General features: G+C 72.5%; 14 protein-coding genes, 1 tRNA gene, 1 other RNA gene and 2 pseudogenes. 13 read left to right on the top strand and 5 right to left on the bottom strand.

Annotated features, from left to right (window positions below):
- Positions 1–336: 336 nt before the first annotated feature.
- From ACYF6T_RS20995 to ACYF6T_RS20965, 7 genes are all read left to right on the top strand, one after another.
- A complete protein-coding gene (locus ACYF6T_RS20995) occupies positions 337–2088 on the top strand; it encodes a copper resistance CopC/CopD family protein (protein WP_461698319.1) in 1752 nt (583 codons plus the stop codon).
- A 235-nt stretch (positions 2089–2323) separates the two neighbouring features.
- Positions 2324–3637, top strand: a complete 1314-nt coding sequence (locus ACYF6T_RS20990; RefSeq protein WP_461698318.1) for an ABC transporter substrate-binding protein — start codon at positions 2324–2326, stop codon at positions 3635–3637.
- Positions 3634–4614 carry a carbohydrate ABC transporter permease gene (locus tag ACYF6T_RS20985; protein ID WP_461698317.1) on the top strand — a complete coding sequence of 327 codons (981 nt, stop codon included), beginning with the start codon at positions 3634–3636 and terminating at the stop codon, positions 4612–4614. The genes ACYF6T_RS20990 and ACYF6T_RS20985 overlap by 4 nt, the downstream gene beginning before the upstream one ends.
- Positions 4611–5495: a carbohydrate ABC transporter permease gene (locus tag ACYF6T_RS20980; protein WP_461698316.1), complete on the top strand. Its 885-nt coding sequence runs from the start codon at positions 4611–4613 to the stop codon at positions 5493–5495. The genes ACYF6T_RS20985 and ACYF6T_RS20980 overlap by 4 nt, the downstream gene beginning before the upstream one ends.
- A 37-nt stretch (positions 5496–5532) precedes the next feature.
- The gene (locus ACYF6T_RS20975) at positions 5533–6846 is read left to right on the top strand and encodes a glycoside hydrolase family 36 protein (protein WP_461698456.1); all 1314 of its coding nucleotides are present in this window, start codon (positions 5533–5535) and stop codon (positions 6844–6846) included.
- Positions 6843–8849: a beta-galactosidase gene (locus tag ACYF6T_RS20970; protein ID WP_461698315.1), complete on the top strand. Its 2007-nt coding sequence runs from the start codon at positions 6843–6845 to the stop codon at positions 8847–8849. Before ACYF6T_RS20975 ends, ACYF6T_RS20970 begins: the two co-directional genes overlap by 4 nt.
- Before the next feature lie 377 nt (positions 8850–9226).
- Positions 9227–10366 carry an MFS transporter gene (locus ACYF6T_RS20965; protein WP_461698455.1) on the top strand — a complete coding sequence of 380 codons (1140 nt, stop codon included), beginning with the start codon at positions 9227–9229 and terminating at the stop codon, positions 10364–10366.
- Here ACYF6T_RS20965 and ACYF6T_RS20960 read toward each other — a convergent pair.
- The 3 genes from ACYF6T_RS20960 to ACYF6T_RS20950 all read right to left on the bottom strand — a co-directional run bounded on the left by ACYF6T_RS20960 (position 10351) and on the right by ACYF6T_RS20950 (position 13192).
- A complete protein-coding gene (locus ACYF6T_RS20960) occupies positions 10351–10725 on the bottom strand; it encodes a DUF5955 family protein (protein ID WP_461698314.1) in 375 nt (124 codons plus the stop codon). The genes ACYF6T_RS20965 and ACYF6T_RS20960 overlap by 16 nt on opposite strands.
- A 67-nt stretch (positions 10726–10792) precedes the next feature.
- Complete coding sequence (locus ACYF6T_RS20955; RefSeq protein ID WP_461698313.1) at positions 10793–12379, bottom strand: hypothetical protein; 1587 nt, start codon at positions 12377–12379, stop codon at positions 10793–10795.
- A gap of 60 nt (positions 12380–12439) precedes the next feature.
- Complete coding sequence (locus ACYF6T_RS20950; protein WP_461698312.1) at positions 12440–13192, bottom strand: hypothetical protein; 753 nt, start codon at positions 13190–13192, stop codon at positions 12440–12442.
- Positions 13193–13418: 226 nt separating this feature from the next.
- Here ACYF6T_RS20950 and ACYF6T_RS20945 point away from each other — a divergent pair, with 226 nt between their 5' ends.
- Entirely contained in the window at positions 13419–13934 is a 516-nt protein-coding gene (locus ACYF6T_RS20945) for a hypothetical protein (RefSeq protein ID WP_461698311.1), read from the top strand.
- Positions 13935–14025: 91 nt separating this feature from the next.
- On the opposite strand, the pseudogene ACYF6T_RS20940 reads toward ACYF6T_RS20945, so the two are convergent.
- Positions 14026–14450 (bottom strand): annotated as a pseudogene (locus tag ACYF6T_RS20940) (DUF234 domain-containing protein); the annotation flags it as partial.
- A 2-nt stretch (positions 14451–14452) separates the two neighbouring features.
- Between ACYF6T_RS20940 and ACYF6T_RS20935 the strand changes: the two are divergent.
- Positions 14453–14874, top strand: a pseudogene (locus tag ACYF6T_RS20935) (site-specific integrase); the annotation flags it as partial.
- On the opposite strand, the gene ACYF6T_RS20930 reads toward ACYF6T_RS20935, so the two are convergent.
- A tRNA-Ser gene (locus ACYF6T_RS20930) sits at positions 14845–14932 on the bottom strand. The pseudogene ACYF6T_RS20935 and the gene ACYF6T_RS20930 sit on opposite strands and share 30 nt — an antisense overlap.
- Positions 14933–15003: 71 nt before the next feature.
- Here ACYF6T_RS20930 and ffs point away from each other — a divergent pair.
- The 4 genes from ffs (at position 15004) to ACYF6T_RS20910 (ending at position 21451) form a co-directional block, all read left to right on the top strand.
- An RNA gene (gene ffs, locus ACYF6T_RS20925) (signal recognition particle sRNA small type) lies at positions 15004–15102 on the top strand.
- A gap of 63 nt (positions 15103–15165) precedes the next feature.
- On the top strand, positions 15166–17625 hold the full coding sequence (locus ACYF6T_RS20920; RefSeq protein WP_461698310.1) for a DNA polymerase III subunit gamma and tau: 2460 nt from the start codon (positions 15166–15168) through the stop codon (positions 17623–17625).
- 119 nt (positions 17626–17744) lie between these two features.
- On the top strand, positions 17745–19004 hold the full coding sequence (purD, locus tag ACYF6T_RS20915) for a phosphoribosylamine--glycine ligase (RefSeq protein WP_461698309.1): 1260 nt from the start codon (positions 17745–17747) through the stop codon (positions 19002–19004).
- A 395-nt stretch (positions 19005–19399) separates the two neighbouring features.
- Positions 19400–21451: a hypothetical protein gene (locus tag ACYF6T_RS20910; RefSeq protein ID WP_461698454.1), complete on the top strand. Its 2052-nt coding sequence runs from the start codon at positions 19400–19402 to the stop codon at positions 21449–21451.
- The last annotated feature ends 49 nt before the right edge of the window (positions 21452–21500 follow it).

The raw sequence follows: 21500 nt of genomic DNA, 5'->3' as shown, positions 1-21500 counted from the left end.
GGGACCCGAGGAGCCCGTGAGCTCCGTAAGCGCCGCGACCGAGGGATGCGGAGGGCCCGAGGTCTCCGAGGAGTCCGTGGGCTCCGCGAGCTGCGGGGCTGGGGGATCCGGGGAGTCCGAGGAGTCCGTGATCTCGGTGAGCGTCGCGACCGGGGGATGCGGAGGGCCCGAGGTCTCCGAGGAGTCCGTGGGTTCCGCGAGCTCCGCGGCCGAGGGATCTCGGGTGCCCGAGGGCTCCGAGGAGTCCGTGAGTTTCGCGAGCTCCGGGGCCAGGAGATCCGCGGGGCCCGCCGTCGGCGCCGGGGGTTTCCGCGCAGTCGTCGGCTTCAAGGGCTGGTGTTGCTGGGGTCCGTGCTGGTCCTGCTCGTTCTCGGGGGTGCCGGGCCGGCGTCCGCCCACGCCGCCCTGCGGGGCACCGACCCCGAGGACGGCAGCGTCCTCAAGTCGGCCCCCCGTCACATCACCCTGACCTTCACCGAGTCCGTCGGCCTGCTCGACGACTCCTTCCGCGTCCTGGACCCCGACAACCGCCGGGTGCGCACAGGCGAGGCCGGGCACGGTCCGGCCGGCTCCGACACCGCCCGCGTGACGCTGCCGTCGGGGCTCGCCCAGGGCACGTACGTGGTGGCGTGGCGGGTCGTCTCCGCCGACAGCCACCCGGTCTCCGGCGCCTTCACCTTCTCCGTCGGCAAGCCCTCCGCGACCGCGCCCCTGCCCGACGACCAGGCCGAGAACCCGGCCACCGCGAGCCTCTACAACATCGCCCGCTACCTGGCGTACCTGGCGGCGGCCCTGCTCATCGGCACGGCGGCGTTCACGGCCCTGTGCGGCCCGCCGGACGCCTCCCCGCTGCGCAGGCCCCTGCTGGCGGGCTGGTGGACCCTCCTGGGCGCCACACTGGCCCTCCTGGTCCTGCGGGCCCCCTACGAGACCGGAACGGCCCCCGGGACCGCCTTCACGGCCGACGCCCTCACCCGCACCCTGGCCGGCCGCCCGGGATCGGCCCTGCTGGCCCGGCTCGCGCTGCTGCTGGGGGCGGCCGTCGCGTACGTACCGCTGCGCGGACGGCGAGCGGGCCGGCCCGCCCTGCCCGCCCGCCCCCTGCCGCTCGCCGCGGGCGGCGCCCTGGCCGTCGCCCTCGCGCTCACCTGGGCCGCCGCCGAGCACGCCTCCGCCGGAATCCAGGTGCCCCTCGCCATGGCGTCCTCGGTGCTGCATCTGCTGGCCATGGCGGTGTGGCTGGGCGGGCTCACGGCGCTGCTGATCCTGCTGCACCGCACGGAGGTCCCCCCGGCCGCCGTGGCCCGCTTCTCCCGCCTCGCCTTCGCCTCCGTGACCGTCCTGGTGGTCACCGGCGTCTACCAGTCCTGGCGCGGCCTCGGCTCCTGGAGCGCGCTCACGGGGACGACGTACGGCCGCCTGCTGACCGTCAAGCTGGCCGCGGTGGTGCTGCTGCTGGCGGCGGCGGGGCTGTCCCGGCGCTGGACGGCCCGGCTGGCGACGGCGGTGCCCGAGGCCGCCGTACGGGTGCCGGAGCCGGTGGGCGCCCGCGCGCTGCCGGCGCCCGCGCTCCCCGGCGAGGCGGCCCCCGCCCCCGCCGCCGACCGCCGCAGCCTCCGCCGCTCCGTCCTCGCCGAGGTCGCCCTGGGTGTGCTCGTGCTGGTGATCACCACCGTGCTCACCGGCACGCTGCCGGGGCGCGCGGCGGCCGAGGCGGACGCGCGGCCGGCCGCGACGGGCGGGCTGCCGGCCGCGTCGGTGACGACGATCCCGTTCGACGTCGGCACCCCCGGCGGCCACGGGAAGGTGCAGATCACCCTGGACCCCGGCCGCGTCGGCGACAACACCGTGCAGGCGGTGGTCTTCGGTCCCGACGGCGGCATCTCCACCGTCCCCGAGCTGCGCCTCTCCCTCACCCTCCCGGCCCGCGGCCTCGGCCCGCTGGACGCGAGGCTGACCAACCAGGGCGGCTACTGGGGCACCGGCTCCCTCACCGTCCCCCTCGCCGGCACCTGGACCATGAAGGTGACGGTCAGGATCTCGGAGCTCGACCAGACGACGGTGACCGAAAAGGTCCGCATCCTCTAGGACCCGCGCCCGCCCCGACCTCCACCGATACCCGCGTTTGCTGGATCGTCCGCAAACGTCCGGGCCCGGGTGTGTCGGTTACGTTTCCACAAAGGTCCCGGTGACCTCTTGACCCATGACCGGACATGGGGCTGTTATTACCGCCACGATGTTCGGTCGAGTTGATTTCTGGTCGGTTTCGACTTGTTTCGACAAGCCTCACCCGGTGGCCGAACCCTGCCTTCAGGAGCCGTACATGGACCTCTCCCCCTCGGGTCTTTCTCTCCCCTCTCCGAGCCGCCGCAGCCTGCTGCGCGGAGTCGGCGGCGCCGCGCTTCTCGCCGGCGCCGGCATCCCGCTGCTGTCCGCCTGCGGCAGCAGCGGCAGTTCGTCGGACCCCAAGACCGTCAGTGTCGGCTCCAACGACTCGGACGCCGTGCCGAAGAAGGCGTACGCGGCCGTCTACGACGCCTTCAAGAAGCAGTCCGGCATCACCGTGAAGGTGAACACCAAGGACCACAACACCTTCCAGGAGCAGATCAACTCGTATCTGCAGGGCACTCCGGACGACGTGTTCAAGTGGTTCGCCGGCTACCGCATGCAGTTCTTCGCGGCCAAGGGCCTCGCCTCCCCGATCGACGACGTGTGGGAGAAGATCGGGGCCAACTTCCCCGACGCGATGAAGAAGCTCAGCAAGGGCGCGGACGGCAAGTACTACTTCGTGCCGATGACCACGTACCCGTGGGCGATCTTCTACCGCAAGAGCGTCTTCCAGCAGAAGGGCTACGAAGTCCCCACCACCTGGGACGAGTTGGTCGCCCTGTGCAAGCAGATGAAGAAGGACGGCCTGGTCCCGATCGCCTTCGGCGACAAGGACGCCTGGCCGGCCATGGGCACCTTCGACCAGATCAACTTCCGCCTCAACGGCTACGACTTCCACGTCGAGCTGATGGCGGGCAAGGCCGCCTGGACCGACGCCAAGGTCAAGGCCGTCTTCGACCACTGGTCCGAGCTGCTGCCCTACCACCAGGACGGCTTCATGGGCCGCACCTGGCAGGACGCCGCCCAGACCCTGGTGTCGAAGAAGGCCGGCATGTACCTCCTGGGCACCTTCGTGGCCCAGCAGTTCACCAACAAGGCCGACCTCGACGACCTCGACTTCTTCGCCTTCCCGGAGATCAACTCCGCCTACGGCCAGGACACCGTCGAGGCGCCCACCGACGGCTTCATGGTCAGCAAGTCGCCGAAGAACAAGGCGGGCGTCACCAAGCTCCTGGAGTACCTGGGCACCCCGGCCGCCGAGGAGCTCTACCTCAAGGGCGACCCGAGCGTGGTGGCCGCCTCCAGCAAGGCCTCCACGTCCTCGTACTCGGCGCTGCAGAAGAAGGCGTTCGAGATGATCGGCAACGCCAAGAGCCTCACCCAGTTCATGGACCGCGACTCCCGGCCGGACTTCACCTCCACGGTGATGCAGCCGTCGCTGCAGAAGTTCCTGCAGAACCCCAAGAGCGTCGACAGCATCCTGTCCTCGATCGAGCGCCAGAAGAAGACGATCTTCGCGTCCTCATGAGCATCGACACCTCCCCGAAGAGCCCGGAGGCGGCCCCCGTGCCGCCTCCGGGCCCCACGCCTGCCGAGAAGCGGGTCAGGCGGGGCCACCAGCGCCTGCTGACCCGCCGTGACCGCATCACGCTCGCCTTCATGGCGGGCGTGCCCACGGTCCTGCACGTGGCCCTCGTCTGGGTCACCGCCCTCGCCTCCATAGCCCTGGCCTTCACCAGCTGGGACGGCATCGGCTTCGACTCCATCAAGTGGGTGGGGCTGGACAACTTCAAACAGTTGTTCACCGACAACCCGCAGTTCTGGCCCGCCGTCGAGCACAACATCATCTGGTTCGTCGTGCTCATCCTGGTCCCGACGCCGATGGGCCTGTTCCTCGCCGTGCAGCTGGACAAGAAGATCCGCTTCACGCGCATCTACCAGACCGCGTTCTTCCTGCCGGTCGTGGTCTCCCTCGCGGTCACCGGATTCGTCTGGCAGCTCGTCTACAACCCCGACACCGGCCTGATCAACAGCCTCATCGGGGCCAACAAGCCCGGCCACTACATCGACTGGATCGGCGACCCGCACCTGAACCTGTGGGCCGTCCTGGTCGCCGCCTCCTGGCGGCACACCGGCTACATGATGATCCTCTACCTGGCCGGCCTCAAGGGCGTCGACCCCTCGCTGAGGGAAGCCTCCGCGCTGGACGGCGCCAACGAGTGGCAGACGTTCAAGAACGTCATCTTCCCCACCCTGCGGCCCACCAACACGGTCGTCCTGGTGGTCACCATCATCGAGGCGCTGCGCGCCTTCGACCTCGTGTTCGTCTTCAACAAGGGCGCCCAGGGCACCGAGTTGCTGTCGATCCTGATCACCAACAACATCATCGGCGAGTCCAGCCGCATCGGTTACGGCTCCGCGATCGCCGTCGTCCTGCTCGTCATCTCCCTCGCGGTCATCATCCCGTACCTGATCGCGACCTTCCGGAAGGAGCGGCGCGCATGAGCACGGCTGTCATCGCGAAGAAGCGCACTCCGGTCCGCCCCGCCCGGATCCTGCTGCACACGTTCCTCGTCGTCACCTCGCTGGCCTGGCTCGCCCCGCTGCTGTGGGCGATCTACGCGGCCCTGCGCCCGTACTCGGAGACCAGCAACAAGGGGTACGTCTCCTGGCCGGACAAGCTGAGCTTCGACAACTTCACGAACGCGTTCGAGCAGTCGGACATGATGCACTACTTCGGGAACACGCTGATCATCGCGGTCCCGGCCGTGCTGCTGACGCTGCTGCTCTCGTCGATGGTCGCGTTCTACGTCAGCCGCTTCGACTTCCGGCTCAACATCTTCCTGCTGCTGGTCTTCACCGCCGGCAACCTGCTGCCGCAGCAGGTCATCATCACCCCGCTGTACCGGATGTACCTGCTGATCAACCTGCCGGGCATCACCGCCAGCGGCAAGCTGTACGACTCCGCGCTCGGACTCGTCCTGATCCACGTGGCGTTCCAGTCCGGCTTCTGCGCCTTCGTGCTCAGCAACTACATGCGGATGCTGCCGCACGAGCTGACCGAGGCGGCGCTGGTCGACGGCGCCTCGGTGTGGCGGATGTACTGGCAGATCGTGCTGCCGCTGTGCAAGCCGGCGATGGCCGCCCTGGCGACGCTGCTGTCCATCTGGATCTACAACGACTTCTTCTGGGCCATCGTGCTGATCTCCACCGGCGAGAACATGCCGATCACCTCGGCGCTGAACAACCTCTCCGGCCAGTACTTCACCGACCCCAACCTGGTCGCCGCCGGCGCCCTGCTCACCGCGATCCCGACCCTGATCGTGTACTTCGTGCTGCAGCGGCAGTTCGTCAGCGGCCTGACGCTCGGCGCCAACAAGGGCTGACGCCCTCCTCGTGACAGTTCTCGTGAAAGAGACGCTCGTGCACCACCCCTTCACCCCCGTCACCTCCGTCCCGGTGGACCCGGTCAACGCCCGGGTCCACGAGGAGGGCTGGCAGTCCTGGAGCCCCAGCGGCGCCTACGCCCTCGACGCGACGCCGTACCGCCCCACCAACGACAACTGGGCGACGGTGTGCTACCGCCCCGGGGTCACCGTGCCCGAGGGCGTCTTCCAGGGCGAGGGCCTGCTGGCGCTCGACCCCGGCGACGGCTCACCGGCCCGCCTGTGGGCGGCCGTGAACCCCACCGGCGAGGTCCCGTCCATCCGCCTGACGGTGACGGACGGTCTCGCGGAGGTCGCCGCCGACGGCCCGGTGAAGGAGTGGCGGGGCACGGACATCCAGGAGGCGTTGGGCAGTTGGGCCGCCGGCCTGGGCGTGGCGCCGCCGCGCCCGGCGCCGACCGTCTGGTGCTCCTGGTACGAGTACTTCACGCACGTCACCGAGGACGACATCCACGAGAACCTCCGTGCGATGGACACCCTCGACCTGCCCGTCGACGTCGTGCAGATCGACGACGGCTACCAGAGCGCCCTCGGCGACTGGCTCACCCTCTCCGGCCGCTTCCGCTCCCGCGCGGGCATCGCGGACGCGATCCGGGCGCGGGGCCGCCGGGCCGGCATCTGGACGGCGCCCTTCCTGGTCGACCCGGCGAGCGAGCTGGCCACCGGCCACCCCGACTGGCTGGTGCGCGACGCCGACGGCGGCTTCACCCACGCCGGCCGCAACTGGGGCCACGACCTGCGCGTCCTGGACACCACGCACCCCGAGGCGGCCGCGTACCTGACGCACGTCTTCACCACCCTGCGGGCCGAGGGCTACGACTACTTCAAGGTCGACTTCCTCTACGCGGGCGCCCTGGACGGCGTACGCCACGCCGACACCGACGCGCTCACCGCCTACCGCCAGGGCATCGAGCTGATCCGCGCCGCCATCGGCCCGGACGCCTACCTGCTGGGCTGCGGCGCGCCCCTGTTGCCCTCCATCGGCCTGTTCGACGCGATGCGGGTCAGCCCCGACACGGCACCGCACCGCCGCCCCGAGGCCGGCGACTACAGCCAGCCCGGCCAGGACCCGGCCGAGTTCACCGGCGCCGCACGCCAGTGGCAGCACGGCCGCCTGTGGATCAACGACCCCGACTGCCTGATGGCCCGCCCCGCCGTGGAGACCCGCGAGCGCTGGGCGGCCCACGTGGCGGCGACCGGCGGCCTCGTGGCCTCCAGCGACCGCCTGCTCTCCCTGGACGGGTGGGGCGTGGAGACCACCCGCCGGCTGCTCTCGGGAGGCGCCCGATGAACCGTTCCCTCAAGGCCCTCAAGGTGCCGGGCATCGCCTACGGCGGCGACTACAACCCCGAGCAGTGGCCCGAGGAGGTCTGGGCCGAGGACATGCGCCTGATGGCCGAGGCCGGGGTCGGCATGGTCAGCGTCAACATCTTCTCCTGGGCGCTGCTGGAGCCCTCCGAGGGGACGTACGACTTCTCCCGCCTGGACCGCGTCCTCGACCTGCTCCACACCCACGGCATCGCCGCCGACCTCGCCACCCCCACGGCGGCGCCCCCCGCCTGGTTCTTCACCGCCCACCCCGAGGCGCTCCCCGTCGACAAGGACGGCCGCAGGCTGTCGTACGGCAGCCGCCAGACGTTCTGCCCGTCCAGCCCCGCCTACCGCGAGGCCGCCCTGCGGATCGTGGGCGAGCTGGCCAGGCGCTACGCCGACCACCCGGCCGTCGTCATGTGGCACGTCCACAACGAGTACGGCTGCCACAACGCCGAGTGCTACTGCGACACCAGCGCCGAGGCGTTCCGCGCCTGGCTGCGCGCGAAGTACGAGACGCTCGCCGCGCTCAACGACGCCTGGGGCACCACCTTCTGGAGCCAGTGGTACTACGACTGGGACCAGATCCTGCCGCCGCGCGCGACCGGCGCGGTCCCCAACCCCACCCACCAACTGGACTGGCGCCGCTTCTGCAGCGACGCCCTGCTGTCGCTGTACGAGGCGGAGCGCGACGTGCTGCGCGAGGCGGCCCCGTCGATCCCCGCCACCACCAACTTCATGGTGATGTTCAACTTCGACGCCCTGGACTACTGGCGCTGGGCCCCGCAGCTGGACATCGTCTCCAACGACCACTACCTCCAGTCCGCCGACCCCGAGTCGCAGATCGACATCGCGTTCAGCGGCGACCTGGTCCGCTCCCTGGCCGGCGGCCCCTGGCTGCTGATGGAGCACTCGACCGGCGCGGTGAACTGGCAGCCGGTCAACCGGGCCAAGACGGCGGGGGAGCTGCGCCGCAACGCCCTCGCGCACGTGGCCCGCGGCGCCGACGGCATCGCCTACTTCCAGTGGCGGGCGGCCAGGGCCGGCGCCGAGCAGTGGCACTCGGCGATGCTCCCGCACGCCGGCACGGACAGCCAGATCTGGCGGGACGTCGTCCGACTGGGCGCGGACCTGCGGGCGTTGGCGGAGGTCCGGGGCAGCACCGGCGTCGCCGAGGTGGCGATCGTCTGGGACTGGAACGCCCGCTGGGCGATGGAACTGCCCTCCCAGCCGAGCGGCGAACTGCGCTTCCACGACCTGGTCCGCGCCTGGTACGAGCCCCTGTGGCGGGCGGGCGTGGCGGTGGACTTCGTACGCCCCGACGCGGACCTGTCCGCCTACCGCCTGGTCCTGGCCCCGTCCCTCTACCTGGTCGACGACGCGGGCGCGGCGAACCTCACGGCCTTCGCCGAGCGCGGCGGCACCCTGGCCGTCGGCTTCCACAGCGGCATGGTGGACGCCAACTGCCATGTCCGGCTCGGCGGTTACCCGGGCGCCTTCCGCGAGGCACTCGGCGTGCGCACGGACGAGCTGTTCCCGCTGCTGCCGGGCCAGTCCCTCGGCCTGACCGAGGGCGGCACGGCGACCCTGTGGTCGGAGCGGGTACGGCTGGAGGGCGCCGAGGCGGTGACGTCCTACGCGGACGGCCCGCTGACCGGCGTCCCCGCCGTGACCCGCCACTCCCACGGCCAGGGCACCACGTGGTACGTCGCGACCCACCCCGACCCCGCCACCCTCGCCGGCCTCCTGCACCGCATCCGCGAGGAGGCCGGCGTGACCCCGGTCCGCGACACCCCGGAGGGCGTGGAGACGGCCCTGCGCCGCGGCCCCGACGCCGACTACCTCTTCGTCGTCAACCACACCGACCGCCCCGCGGAGATCCCGGTGGCCCCGGAGTCCGTGGAACTGCTCTCCGGCAAACCACTCGGCACGACGGTGACGGTGCCGGCCGGGGATGTGGGGGTTGTGCGGGAACCTCGGTAGGTGGCCAGCGAACCAGCCCTGCTGGTCGGTGTGTTGCGGCACACGACACGGCCGACGGGACGACGCGGGGCGGTGGCTTCCTGGGGGCCACCGCCGTGGTCGCGGTCCGGGCGGGCGGCGCCCAGGCAACGGTGTCGCTGCTCGGCTCGGGCGGGGAACTGGCGGGCCAGGCGGGCATCACGTTCACGTTCACGAGGAACTGAGGTACCGGCGAGACGGCTCGGCGCGGGGGCGCGCGCTACATTCACCCGTGTGCCGTCTGTTTCGTCCGTGTCGATGAGGGGCCTGGTGGAAGGTCTGGTGGAAGCCCCGGCCCCGGCCCCGGACCGTCGACGATGAACCGGGCCGTCGAAGGGCGGCCGGCGTCGCGACGGGCGATGTGGCCGCTGTACGCCGCCGGGTTCACGACCGCCTTCGGGGCGCACGGCATCGCGGCGAACCTCGGCGCGCACGCCGACGACGCGGTCACGTCGCTCCTCGTCCTGGGCGGACTGCTCGCGCTCTACGACGGCGCCGAGGTCCTGCTCAAGCCCCTCTTCGGCACCCTCGCCGACCGCGTCGGCCCCCGCCCCGTCCTGCTCGGCGGCCTCGTGGCCTTCGCCGCCGCCTCCGCGCTCTACGTCGTCGCCGACAGCCCCGGCTGGCTCTGGGCCGCCCGCCTCGGCCAGGGCGCCGCGGCCTCCGCCTTCTCGCCGTCGGCCTCCGCACTGGTCGCCCGCCTCAACCCGGCGGCCCGACACGGCCGCGCCTTCGGCAGTTACGGCTTCCACAAGTCGGTCGGCTACACGCTCGGCCCGCTCCTCGGCGGCCTCCTGGTGTGGGCCGGCGGCCTGCGGCTGCTGTTCGCGGTGCTCGCCGCGCTGGGCGCGTCGGTCGCCGTGTGGGCCGCGCTCGCCGTACCCGTCGTAGCGCCCCTGCCCAAGACCCGGCAGACGGTGCTGGACCTGGCCCGCCGCCTGGCCGACCCGGTGTTCCTCGGCCCCACCGCCGCCCTGGCCGCGGCGACGGCGGCCCTGTCGGCCGGGGTGGGCTTCCTGCCGGTCTCGGGCCGCGCGGCCGGCCTCGGCACGGTGGCCACGGGCGCCGCGGTCTCGGTCCTGGCGGCCTGCGCGGCCGTGGTCCAGCCCCGGACGGGCCGGGCACGGGACGAGGGCCGCCTGACGACCCGTACCGGTCTGGCGACCGGCCTGCTGATCACCGCCGCGGGCCTGGCCTGCGCGATGCTGCCGGGCCTGACCGGCATCCTCCTCGGCGCGGCCCTGACGGGCGCCGGCACGGGCCTGATCACCCCCCTCGGCTTCGCCGCCCTCGCCGCGAGCACCCCCACGGAACGCCTCGGCCAGACCATGGGCAGCGCGGAACTGGGCCGCGAACTCGGCGACGCGGGCGGCCCCCTCCTGATCGCCGCGGTCGCCTCCCTCACCACCCTCACCTACGGCTTCGGAACCCTCGCCGTCGTCGTGGGGGTGGGAGGGGTGGCGGCGCTGGCGGGACGGCGGGGTCACCCCAGCAAGTGACCCACGGCCTCCCTCAGCTTCTCCGCGGCCGTCGCCAGCACCGTCACGGAGCCCACGGCCGCGGCCAGCCGGTGCAGCGCGCCGGCCAGCCGTCCGGGATCCGGTTCGCCGGCGGCGAGCTGGTCGCTCAGCTCGGCGAGTTCGCCGCGTGCCTGGGCGCGCTCGGCGTCCGGAAGGCTCGCCGCGTGCTCGGCGAGCAGCTGCCGCAGGAGCCGTAGCGCCTCCTCCGGCGTGACCTCCCGCGCCGCGTCGCCCTGGTGACCGGTCGCCGACGCGCCCTTGCCGACCGCGATGGGCCCGGAGCTGTGGATCTGTCCGGTGCCGCTCTGGAAGATGCCGATGTTGTAGTCGCCGCCCATGACCATGCGCCTCCTTGTTCCCGACTCCCCTTTTTCCGACGTCTGTTCGTGACTTCCGCTCACGGGCTCACGCCGGGGGCTTCCGCCGGTCGGTGTGGCCGTCTCCCGTCGCCTGGGACGCGGTTCCGACCGACGTCACGCCGTTGCTCACGATCGTTCCGCCGCCGGTCTGCAGGATTCCGACGTTGAGCGCCTGGGACTGAAAGGCGCGGTACTCCGTGGTGTCGACGCCGTGCTTCTCGAGGAACTCGAGGATGACCTCCAGCGTGCGCCGCTCGATGATCTTGACGAACTTCTCGTCGTCCATCTCCTGGAAGAAGTGCCGGAAGCCATCCGCCGCACCGAGTTCGCGCACGCTGACCCGGGCGCCCCAGTCGACCAGTCCGGACGCCTCGTCGACGTGGTCGGCCTGAGCGGCCTTCGGTGACCGGTCGGTGTCGCGCAGGGCGTGGTAGAGCTTCAGCGGCAGTCCGACCGTCCAGCCGAGGCCGTCCACGATCCCGCCCAGGGTGTCGCCCACGGCCTTCCCGGCCAGCCCCCACACCGTGGCGGACGTGATCCGGTCGGGCAACGCGTCCACGTGATGGAACCCGGCCTTGATCGGCAGCAGCCGGTAGGCGTGGAACTGCGTGTAGAGCATGCGGCCTTTGAGGTCGACGTTCAGGAAGACCGAGGTGCCGAGCTCCTGCGCCCACGAGCCGACGCGCACCATCAGGTACTCGCGGCCGGCGGCGTAATGGTCGTCCGAGACCGACCGTGCGCGCGTGAACTCGTCGATGCGCTGGGCGGGGTCGGGCGGTTGGCGGGAGATGGCCTTGGCGTAGAAACGCCTGCTCACCTCCAGACCGCGCAACCGGTGATCCTCCGCGACGACCTCCGTCAACAGGTCGCTGCGCAGCCGCCGCTCGAGGTGGGAGGTGAGTTCCTCCGCCGTGAACTCCCCGGCCGGCCGACGCGGCGGACGGGTGACGGTCGAGCCCGGCAGCCGGGACGACGGGTCCTCGTCCACGCCGTCGAGCAGGCAGGCGAACGACCATCGCCTGACCGGCCGTCCCGCTCCGACGAACGGCGCGTATCCGCTGTAGTAGACGACACCGGCGGAGGCGTCCTGCTCACGGCGGATCTCCCGGTACGTCTCCACGTCGCCGGGCTGGACGACGGGGGCGACGCCGGTGAAGCCGACGGGGGCGCCGGGGTGCCGACGGCGTCCGAGGTGGACGAGCAGCACTTGGCGGACGACGAGACGCTCGACGAAACAGGCCGCCCACACGCCCCACACCCCGATGACCGAGGTGATCCAGAACGCCGTGGCTCCGAGGCTCGTGGCGCCGCCCACCACTCCGAACGCCAGCCACTGCGCGATGCACACGGCGACGGCGACGGTCCTGCGGCGGCGCCTTTCCCGAGCGGCCAGGGCGTGACCGAGCACCGTCGCCGCGTCATAGCCGTAGGCCGGGGCGGCGAAACGCTGCCGATTGTCGACCAGTTCGCTCACCACGGCCTTGGCGAACGGGGGGTCGGTGTGCGCGCCGGCACTGAGCAGCCGGGTCACCTCACTGGTGGCGTGCGACGCCGCAACGGCATGCGTGGCACCTGGCGCGACGTCGTGGCCGTCGTCCGGTCCGACGGGCTCGGGAGGGAAGACTCCGTTCATCTGCGTCGTGTCCTGTCCTCGGCGATCGGGCGCCACACGGGCGCCGCCTGGGGGGGGGTGTCAGAACTGATCGGCAGTCCAGTCCGTCAGCGCGTACTGCGACGCGAGCGGGCTCCAGACCGAGAGGAACGACTCCTTCTCACTCGTCACGGTCTCGCTCTGCGCCTCGGCGTCCGTGTAGGCGGACTGCCCGGTCGCGGTGGACGGATCACACCCGTCGTCGCGAAGCGACGTGGCCCAGTCGGCGAAGTCGTCATCCGCCGTCGCGGAGTCCGTGAGCGCCGTGGCCAGCAAGGAGGCGGCGTCGCTGCCGCCCTCGACGGCACTCATGTCGAGGGCGGTGGCCTGCTGGGCGAGACTCGATCGAGTCTGTGCCGCGTCCTGGAACGCGGTGATGTCGCTGTCGAGACCCGGCCCGGTACCGCACTGGGCGGCGTCGGCGACGGCTTCGGTCACGCTCTCCCGGGCCGCCGCCGACTGCTGGATGAGGGAGTCCAGGTTCGTGGCCTGCGTGAGGTCGTCAGGTGTGGCCTGGTCCGCCGGGGTGTCCGTCGGCTCGCTCACGCCGTAGTCGTCGTTCTTCGGGTAGGTCTGTGAGTCGCCGGCTCCCGGCCCCTGGGCCGTGCCCGAGGCGAAGGTCCACGGATGAACGGCAAGCAACAGCCCCACGATCAGCGGCGCCACCAACACCCGGACGATCGTGTTCCGTACCGGTCTGTCGACTGTGCCGAGCACGTCGATCCCGTAACCGGGCGAGGCACCCGACGACAGGCGCTCGTCGGCATGGTCGGCACGGCCCAGGCCATCAGCCATGGCACCCCCCAGGTCCCCCTGTAGTGGAGTACATGGTGAAAGCCGGGAGCCGGGCAGTGCGGCGGTTGTCCTTGCCTGGACGAATCCGGCTCGGGTAGGTCGCTTTCGCGACAGGCCGCTTTCGTACCCGCCCGATAATCACCGTCCGTACCGCCAGCCTTAGAACACAGCGTCACGAGTCGGCTACACAGCCGTATGGGGCGTCGCCGGCCGACACCATCGCCGCATGCACAGAATCCGCACCACGGCCGCAGGCGCCGCCATGCTCGCCGCGCTGAGCGCCTGCGGCAGCCAGGCAGGCCCCACCGCGCCCCACGCGGGGGCCCCGGCCGCCCCCTCCGCACCCCTGACGGCGCAGACAGCGTTCCGGCAGCTGTCCCGCACCGTGACCACGGCCACCCTGACCGGCACGGTCACCGCCGGCAGCGACCCGGACCACCTGCTCGGCCGACCGGACGAGTACACCTCGAAGGTCACCTTCTCGGACAGCTTCGTCCCCGCCGACGAGGTCACGGGAGCCGCGCCCGGCGACGTCGAGCGCGGCGGTGCCATCGAGGTGTTCGCGAACGCCTCGGACGCGAAGGCGCGGGCCGCCTACGTCGCGGGCGTCACCGAATCCCAGCCGGCCCTCGCCGAATACGACTACGTCCACGGCACCGTGCTCGTCCGCGTCTCCCGGCTCCTCCCTCCAGACCGCGCGGCCACCTACAAGACGGCAACCGCCCACCTCCCGGCCCCATGAGACCGAGGCTGCCCCGGACGAGTCTCACCCTGTGCTTTCCACATGTTCGTCCCAGGGTTCGACTGCTGCCGGCACGGAAGCCCGGCCCTGCTCACACCTTGCGCCAGGCGGTGAGCGGTTCGTCGGGGCCGTGGCCGCCTGGAGGCCGCAACAACCGACCCCGCTGCGGGAGACCGCCACGCTCGGCACCGGCTCGTCGGTGACCGCCGCCCGGTGCTTCCGGAGCGCGGCCAGGTCGTGGCTGTCGAAGGCGGAGTTCTCCAGCCACTTGACCGAGCCGAGAAACAGCAACTGCTTGGCCACCGGCTGTCGGCCGGCGCCCACCAAGTCGATCTCGACGTCGTTGCTGCGGGTCCAGTAGCCGCCGATCGCCGGAGCGGCGGGCAGGAGACCGTCCGGCAGGAGACGGGCGAGGGATTCCCGGACGAGGGGTTCGATCGCGCGGCCCCGCCAGCTCGTCCACTGCTCCTTGACACGGCTCGGAGTGAGGTCTCCCCGCATGCGTTCGCTCTCTGCCGAAGACCCGTGCCGGACGTCGCACGATCGGCTTGCCCGACCCGCTGATCAAGCTCCTTCGTCAGCACCGGGAGGGCAGGAGAGGGACCGGATCGCCGCCGGTACCGACTGGCAGGACAAGGGATACGTCTTCGCCTCCCCGACCGGCGGCCCTCTCAGTCCGAACACCGACTTCCACACCTGGAAGCGGCTGCTGCGGGACGCAGGCGTACGAGACGGCCGTCTCCATGACGCTCGCCACACCGCCGCGACCATGGGCTGGGAGCCCGGGGGAGCGGCACGCATGCGTGCCCGCTGCATGCACGGCACCGGAACCCTGCCGTGGAAGACGGACAACGTCGAAGGGCCCCACCGCGAACGGTGGGGCCCTTCGACATCGTGCCCGGTGAGGCACTGGCGGAGGATACGAGATTCGAACTCGTGAGGGGTTGCCCCCAACACGCTTTCCAAGCGTGCGCCCTAGGCCTCTAGGCGAATCCTCCGCCGGAAACATTACATGACCGAGAGGAGTGCTCGCGAACTCGTTCCCTGCCCCGACGTCGGGTACTCTTGCCGCAGCCCCTCACGCGGCGCTATCTGACTGAACTCCCCCAGGGCCGGAAGGCAGCAAGGGTAGGTTGGCTCTGGCGGGTGCGTGGGGGGCGCTTGCGTGGGTGGGGCCGGTGCGGCTCGTGCGCGGGGCCCGATGTCAGTGGGCGCCTATAACCTCGTATGCGTGTCGTCTCTCGCGCTGTACCGCCGCTATCGCCCGGAGACCTTCGCGGAGGTCATCGGGCAGGAGCATGTCACCGACCCGCTGCAGCAGGCGCTGCGGAACAACCGGGTCAATCACGCGTACCTGTTCAGCGGCCCGCGCGGATGCGGCAAGACGACCAGTGCCCGTATCCTCGCCCGCTGCCTGAACTGCGAGCAGGGCCCCACACCGACCCCCTGTGGCGAGTGCCAGTCCTGCCGGGACCTCGCGCGCAACGGCCCCGGCTCCATCGACGTCATCGAGATCGACGCCGCCTCCCACGGTGGTGTGGACGACGCCCGCGAGCTGCGCGAGAAGGCCTTCTTCGGGCCCGCCGGCAGCCGTTACAAGATCTACATCATCGACGAGGCCCACATGGTCACGTCGGCCGGTTTCAACGCGCTGCTGAAGGTCGTCGAGGAGCCCCCGGAGCACCTCAAGTTCATCTTCGCCACCACCGAGCCCGAGAAGGTCATCGGGACGATCCGGTCGCGGACCCACCATTACCCCTTCCGGCTCGTGCCGCCGGGCACCCTGCGGGACTACCTCGCCGAGGTGTGCCAGAAGGAGAACATCCCGGTCGAGGACAGCGTCCTGCCCCTCGTCGTGCGCGCCGGCGCCGGATCCGTGCGTGACTCCATGTCCGTCATGGACCAGCTGCTCGCCGGCGCGCGCGAGGAGGGTGTGACGTATGCCATGGCCACCTCCCTCCTCGGCTACACGGACGGCTCCCTCCTCGACTCCGTAGTCGAGGCCTTCGCCACCGGCGACGGCGCCGCCGCCTTCGAGGTCGTCGACCGTGTCATCGAGGGCGGCAACGACCCCCGCCGCTTCGTCGCCGACCTGCTGGAGCGGCTGCGCGACCTGGTGATCCTCGCGGCCGTCCCGGACGCCGTGGAGAAGCAGCTCATCGACGCCCCCGCCGACGTCGTCGAACGCATGCAGGCCCAGGCCGGCACCTTCGGCGCCGCCGAGCTCAGCCGTGCCGCCGACCTCGTCAACGAGGGCCTCACCGAGATGCGGGGCGCCACCTCACCCCGCCTCCAGCTGGAACTGATCTGCGCGCGCGTCCTCCTCCCGGCCGCCTACGGCGACGAACGCTCCGTGATGGCCCGCCTCGATCGCATCGAGCGCGGTGTCAACTTCTCCGGCGGCGGCACCATGCCGGCCATGGGGTACGTCCCGGGGCCGGAGGCGCATGCGGGTGGCGCCGTGACGGCTGGCGGCATGCACGGTGGTGCTCCGGTGCCGCCCGGTGGTGCTCCGATGCCGGCGGGTGGTGCTCCGGTGCCCCCCGGTGGTGGGCCCGCCGCGGCCCGGGCGGCAGTGCGCGCCTCGGGGACCGGGCAGGGTGCCGGCCCGGCTGCCGGGGCGGGAGCGGGCGCAGCGGGAGCGGGCACAGGTGTAGGCCCGGGTGCGGGAGCGGGCACAGGTGTAGGCCCGGGTGCGGGCACAGGTGCGCCCGGTGGGAACGGGCATACGGCACCCCCGGCCCCGCCCGCCGGCCCGGCCACGCCCCCGGCGCCCGACGTCGCCCCGCCCATGGCCGCCCCGCCCGTCGAGCAGGCGCCCCAGTCCCCGCCCCCTCCCGCGCCCACCCAGCCCTCCGGCCCCGGCGCCTGGCCCACCGCGGCCCCCGTCGGCACCGGTCGGCGACCCGGCGGCTGGCCCACGGCGACCCCGGCCGGTGCCGGGCATCCCCCCACCGCCCCCGGCACACCGCCGGCACCCTCGGCGCCCACCTCGTCGCAGCCCACTCCGGCACCCGCGCCCGCGTCCGCCCCCGCCGCGGCCGCCTACGCCCCTCCGGCCGGTGGCCTCGACCCCCGCATGCTCTGGCCGAACATCCTGGAGGCGGTCAAGAACCGCCGCCGCTTCACCTGGATCCTGCTCAGCCAGAACGCCCAGGTGGCCGGCTTCGACGGCACGACCCTGCAACTCGGCTTCGTCAACGCCGGCGCCCGCGACAACTTCGCGAGCAGCGGCAGCGAGGACGTGCTGCGTCAGGCGCTGGCCGAGCAGTTCAACGTGCAGTGGAAGATCGAGGCGATCGTCGACCCGTCCGGCGGCGGCTCCGCCCCACCGGCCCCTGGCGGCCCGTCCGGCTTCAACGGCGGGAACGGAGGCAACGGGGGGTACGGCGGAAGCGGCGGGTACGGAGGAAACGGCGGGTACGGAGGCGGTACGTCGGCCCCGCGTCCGGCGACCCCACCGGCCGCCGCACCCACGCCACCTCCTTCTGCGGCCCCGGCACCCTCCACGCCGGCTCCGTCGCCGACACCGCAGTCCCCGTCCGCCCCGGAGCAGTCGCCCCCGGTCTCCATCGAGGACGACATCCCCGAGGACGACGACCCCGACCTCAACGAGTCGGCCCTCTCCGGCCACGAACTCATCGTCCGTGAGCTGGGGGCGACGGTGGTGGAGGAGTTCTCGAACGAGTGACGAGGAACGAGGGACGAGGGACGGGTAACGAGCGAACAGGTGCGAGTGGCGGAGGCGTGCAGCAGCATCGGCGCCCCTTGGAGGATCGCACAACCCCCGCACCCCGTAGGCTGACCCCCGTGAAGGTCCTCGTCATCGGCAGCGGCGCCCGCGAACACGCCCTGTGCCGCTCTCTGTCCCTCGACCCCGACGTCACCGCGCTGCACTGCGCCCCCGGCAACGCCGGCATCGCCGAGGTCGCCGAGCTGCACCAGGTCGACGCCCTGGACGGCACCGCCGTATCCGCGCTGGCCAGGGAAGTCGGCGCCGAACTGGTCGTCGTCGGCCCGGAGGCGCCGCTCGTCGCCGGGGTCGCCGACGCCGTGCGCGAGGCGGGCATCCCCGTCTTCGGCCCCTCCAAGGAGGCGGCCCGGCTGGAGGGGTCCAAGGCCTTCGCGAAGGACGTGATGGCGGCGGCCGGGGTGCCGACGGCACGTTCGTATGTTTGCACCAACGCCGCCGAGGTCGCCGAGGCCCTCGACGCCTTCGGTGCCCCCTACGTCGTCAAGGACGACGGTCTCGCGGCCGGCAAGGGCGTCGTCGTGACCGGCGACCTCGACGCCGCCAAGGCGCACGCCGCCGGCTGTGAGCGCGTGGTCATCGAGGAGTTCCTGGACGGCCCCGAGGTCTCCCTCTTCGCGATCACCGACGGCGTCACCGTCGTCCCGCTCCAGCCCGCCCAGGACTTCAAGCGCGCCCTCGACGGCGACGAGGGCCCGAACACCGGCGGCATGGGCGCGTACTCCCCGCTGCCGTGGGCCGACCCCAAGCTGGTGGACGAGGTCCTGCAGACGGTCCTCCAGCCCACCGTCGACGAGATGCGCCACCGGGGGACCCCGTTCTCCGGTCTGCTGTACGCCGGTCTGGCGATCACCTCCCGTGGCGTACGGGTCATCGAGTTCAACGCCCGTTTCGGCGACCCGGAGACCCAGGTCGTCCTCGCCCGCCTGAAGACCCCGCTGGCCGGCGTCCTGCTCGCCGCCGCCAACGGCACCCTCGCCGACCTTGAGCCGCTGCGCTGGAGCGGCGACGCCGCGGTGACGGTGGTCGTCGCCTCGCACAACTACCCCGGCACCCCGCGCACCGGCGACCCGATCACCGGACTCGACGAGGTGGCCGCCCAGGATGCCCCGCACGCCTACGTCCTGCACGCCGGGACGAAGCGCGACGGCGACACGGTCGTCAGCGCCGGCGGCCGCGTCCTGTCCGTCACGGCGACGGGCGAGGATCTCGCCGAGGCCCGCGACCGCGCCTACAAGGCCGTGTCCCGCATCCACCTGGACGGCTCCCAGCACCGCACCGACATCGCGGCGAAGGCGGCGAAGACCGCGGGCGCCTGAGCAGGCCCCGCCCGCCGCACGTCGCCCTCCCCGGCCGCCCTCCGGCCGGATGAACCTCACGGGCCCCGGATCCGTCTTCGGAACCGGGGCCCGCTGCCGTGTCCCGCCGCCGACGCCCGCACCGATCGTTGGAATCCCGGTCAAAAATCCGGGCCTGATCTTCGCTGTCCGTCATCCACCTTTGACCAAAGCCATTCCATCGAGTGACCGATGCCCCATCCGGCTGACGGGCCCCTGGGCCCCAACTAGGGTGCGGCGCAAGCGTTCCGGCACTTGGCTCACCGGCATTGCGATGTCAGTCGTGGGTGCCACAGTGGGGGAGTGAGCAACGCCAGGACAGCCGGGCGGCCAGAACAGCGAGGGAGGGGGTGGGTCGGCTCGTGACCGGTACCGGTATGGGTGCGGAGGCGGGCGCGCAGGCAGCGCGCGCCAGGGCCCTCGCCGTGCTGCGCATCCGCAGCCGCGCGCTGGCCGTGGCCCTGCTGCCCGCGGCCGTCGCCGTGGTGCTGCTGGCGGGCGGCTCCACCAGGCACCTCGTGGGCCCGTTCTGGCACGCCGCCCGCTGGGCGGTGACGCCGGTCGCCGTCCTCGTGCTGCTGGCCGCCGGCGGCATCGCGCTGGTCGTCGCCCGCGCCCGCCCGGCCGTGACCCCGACGGTCACGATCCCGGAGGATTCCGCCCCGGACCTGTACCGGATGGTGCGCGACCTGGCCGACCGCCTCGACGTCCCCGCCCCGTCCGCGATAGCCCTCACCCCGGACTGCGACAGCTGGCTGGAGGACCGCACCCATCCGGCCCACGGCCCGCCAGCCCTCGTCCCGCGGACCGACCGGGACGGCGTCCCGGACCGGGACGAGATGGCAGGCGTACGCGGCCCGCACCGCCGTACCCCGGCCGCTCCCGTCCTGGTCATCGGCTCCCCGTTCCTGTGGTGGATGCGCGTGGGCGAGCTGCGCGCCGTCCTGGCCCCGGTCGTCGCCGGTACGGGACCCTCGGCGCACCCGGACATAGCCGCGGCCCGCCGTTTCGTGCGGGGTCTGGACGCCGCGGTGGCCGTCTCCGCCACGCCCGGCCGCTGCCCGCTGACCCGAGCGGTCTGCGCCGGCCTCGGCTGGGTGGCCCGGTTCCTGCTGCGCAGCTGCCGGGAGCACGCGACGCAGATGGAGCGCGGGGTCGCGGCGGCCGCCGCCGAGCGTGCACAGGCTGTGGACTACGGCCTGCGCATCGTCGCCCAGGAGCAGGTGGGCCTGGCGTACGCGGGCTGGGACAGGCTGCTGACCCGGGTCGCGCTGCCGGCCTGGCGGATGGGCCGCTGGCCGTCCCGGCTGGACGCGGGTGTGGTGGCCGCGCTGACCGAGCTGTCCCGCCGGGACCGGCTGGCCGAGGGTTTCGCCTCCCGCCTCGGCGAGCGCCCCGCCTGTGACCTGCTCGAAGAGCCCGGCGCGGTCGACGAGGCCGCCTCCCTGCTCGCCGCCCGCCTCTTCCACGGCGGCCCCGCCGAGTCGGGGGCGGACTGGTCTCCGGTGGACTGGGACGAGTACCCGGACGAGGTCGTGGACCGCAAGTGGCGTACCGACGCGGCCCGCCTCCACCGCGTCCTGGACACCCTGGGCGTCCACCGCCCCTCGGACCCCGACGGCCCCACCCTGGCCCGCATCCTGGACCACCTGTCCCTGCCACCCGCCACCACCGCATCCGCCGCCACCGCATCCGCCGCCACCGCATCCGCCGCCACCGCATCCGCCGCCACCGCATCCGCCGCCACCGCGTCCGCCGACCCTGTGTCTGCCGACGCCGCACCCGGTGAGCCGGCCCCCGGCGACTCCGCGTCCCGCCAAGCCGCCGCCCACGCCGCCCCCGACGTCGACCCCGAGGCCGTAACCGCCTCCGCTGCCGCGGGCGAAACCGACTCCGCCCCCGCCCCCGCCTCTGAAGCCGGCGCCCAGGCCGACGTCCAAGCGGACCTCGAAACCGACCTCGAAACCGACCTCGAAAGCGATCTCGAAACCGACCCCGAAGTCGAGAACGAGCGAGCGGCCGCCCTAGCCGCCCTCCTCTCCGCCGAGCTCGCCCGCGAGGAGGCGGCCCGCGAGGCAGCCGCCCCGGCTCAGTCCTCCGCCCTCGCCCCCGCTCCCCAACCCACCGCCGAAGCCCCCCTCTGGGACGAAGGCACCCTCCCGCTCTTCCCGCTCCAACCCCCGCGCACCGCGCGCGAGTTGCTGGCGGACCACGTCACCGCGATGGTCTGCTGCGCGGCCATGGACACGGCCGGCGCCGCGCCCGGTCTCGACTGGCTCGACGGCCCTTCCCTCCTCGTCAACGGCGAACGCGCCGCGGACCTGACCCCCCGTGTCCTGAGCCTCGTGGAAGACGGCGACCCGACCCCCCTCCGCGACTGGCTCCTGGAATCCGGCATACGCCCCGAGAAACCGGTCCGCCTCGTCTGAGCCGGCGCCCGCCCCGCCCCACCTCACCTCGCCCCCACTCCGCATCGCC

The organism is Streptomyces sp. 7R007 (assembly GCF_054850255.1).
The sequence above is the reverse complement of the archived record's forward strand: the minus strand, read 5'-3'. Positions and strand labels throughout refer to the sequence as shown.

Coding starts and splice junctions, on each gene's coding strand:
- ACYF6T_RS20990 (WP_461698318.1), top strand. CDS start 2,324: ATGGACCTCTCCCCCTCGGGTCTTTCTCTCCCCTCTCCGAGCCGCCGC.
- ACYF6T_RS20985 (WP_461698317.1), top strand. CDS start 3,634: ATGAGCATCGACACCTCCCCGAAGAGCCCGGAGGCGGCCCCCGTGCCG.
- ACYF6T_RS20980 (WP_461698316.1), top strand. CDS start 4,611: ATGAGCACGGCTGTCATCGCGAAGAAGCGCACTCCGGTCCGCCCCGCC.
- ACYF6T_RS20970 (WP_461698315.1), top strand. CDS start 6,843: ATGAACCGTTCCCTCAAGGCCCTCAAGGTGCCGGGCATCGCCTACGGC.
- ACYF6T_RS20965 (WP_461698455.1), top strand. CDS start 9,227: ATGTGGCCGCTGTACGCCGCCGGGTTCACGACCGCCTTCGGGGCGCAC.
- ACYF6T_RS20960 (WP_461698314.1), bottom strand. CDS start 10,725: ATGGGCGGCGACTACAACATCGGCATCTTCCAGAGCGGCACCGGACAG.
- ACYF6T_RS20955 (WP_461698313.1), bottom strand. CDS start 12,379: ATGAACGGAGTCTTCCCTCCCGAGCCCGTCGGACCGGACGACGGCCAC.
- ACYF6T_RS20950 (WP_461698312.1), bottom strand. CDS start 13,192: ATGGCTGATGGCCTGGGCCGTGCCGACCATGCCGACGAGCGCCTGTCG.
- ACYF6T_RS20945 (WP_461698311.1), top strand. CDS start 13,419: ATGCACAGAATCCGCACCACGGCCGCAGGCGCCGCCATGCTCGCCGCG.
- ACYF6T_RS20910 (WP_461698454.1), top strand. CDS start 19,400: ATGGGTGCGGAGGCGGGCGCGCAGGCAGCGCGCGCCAGGGCCCTCGCC.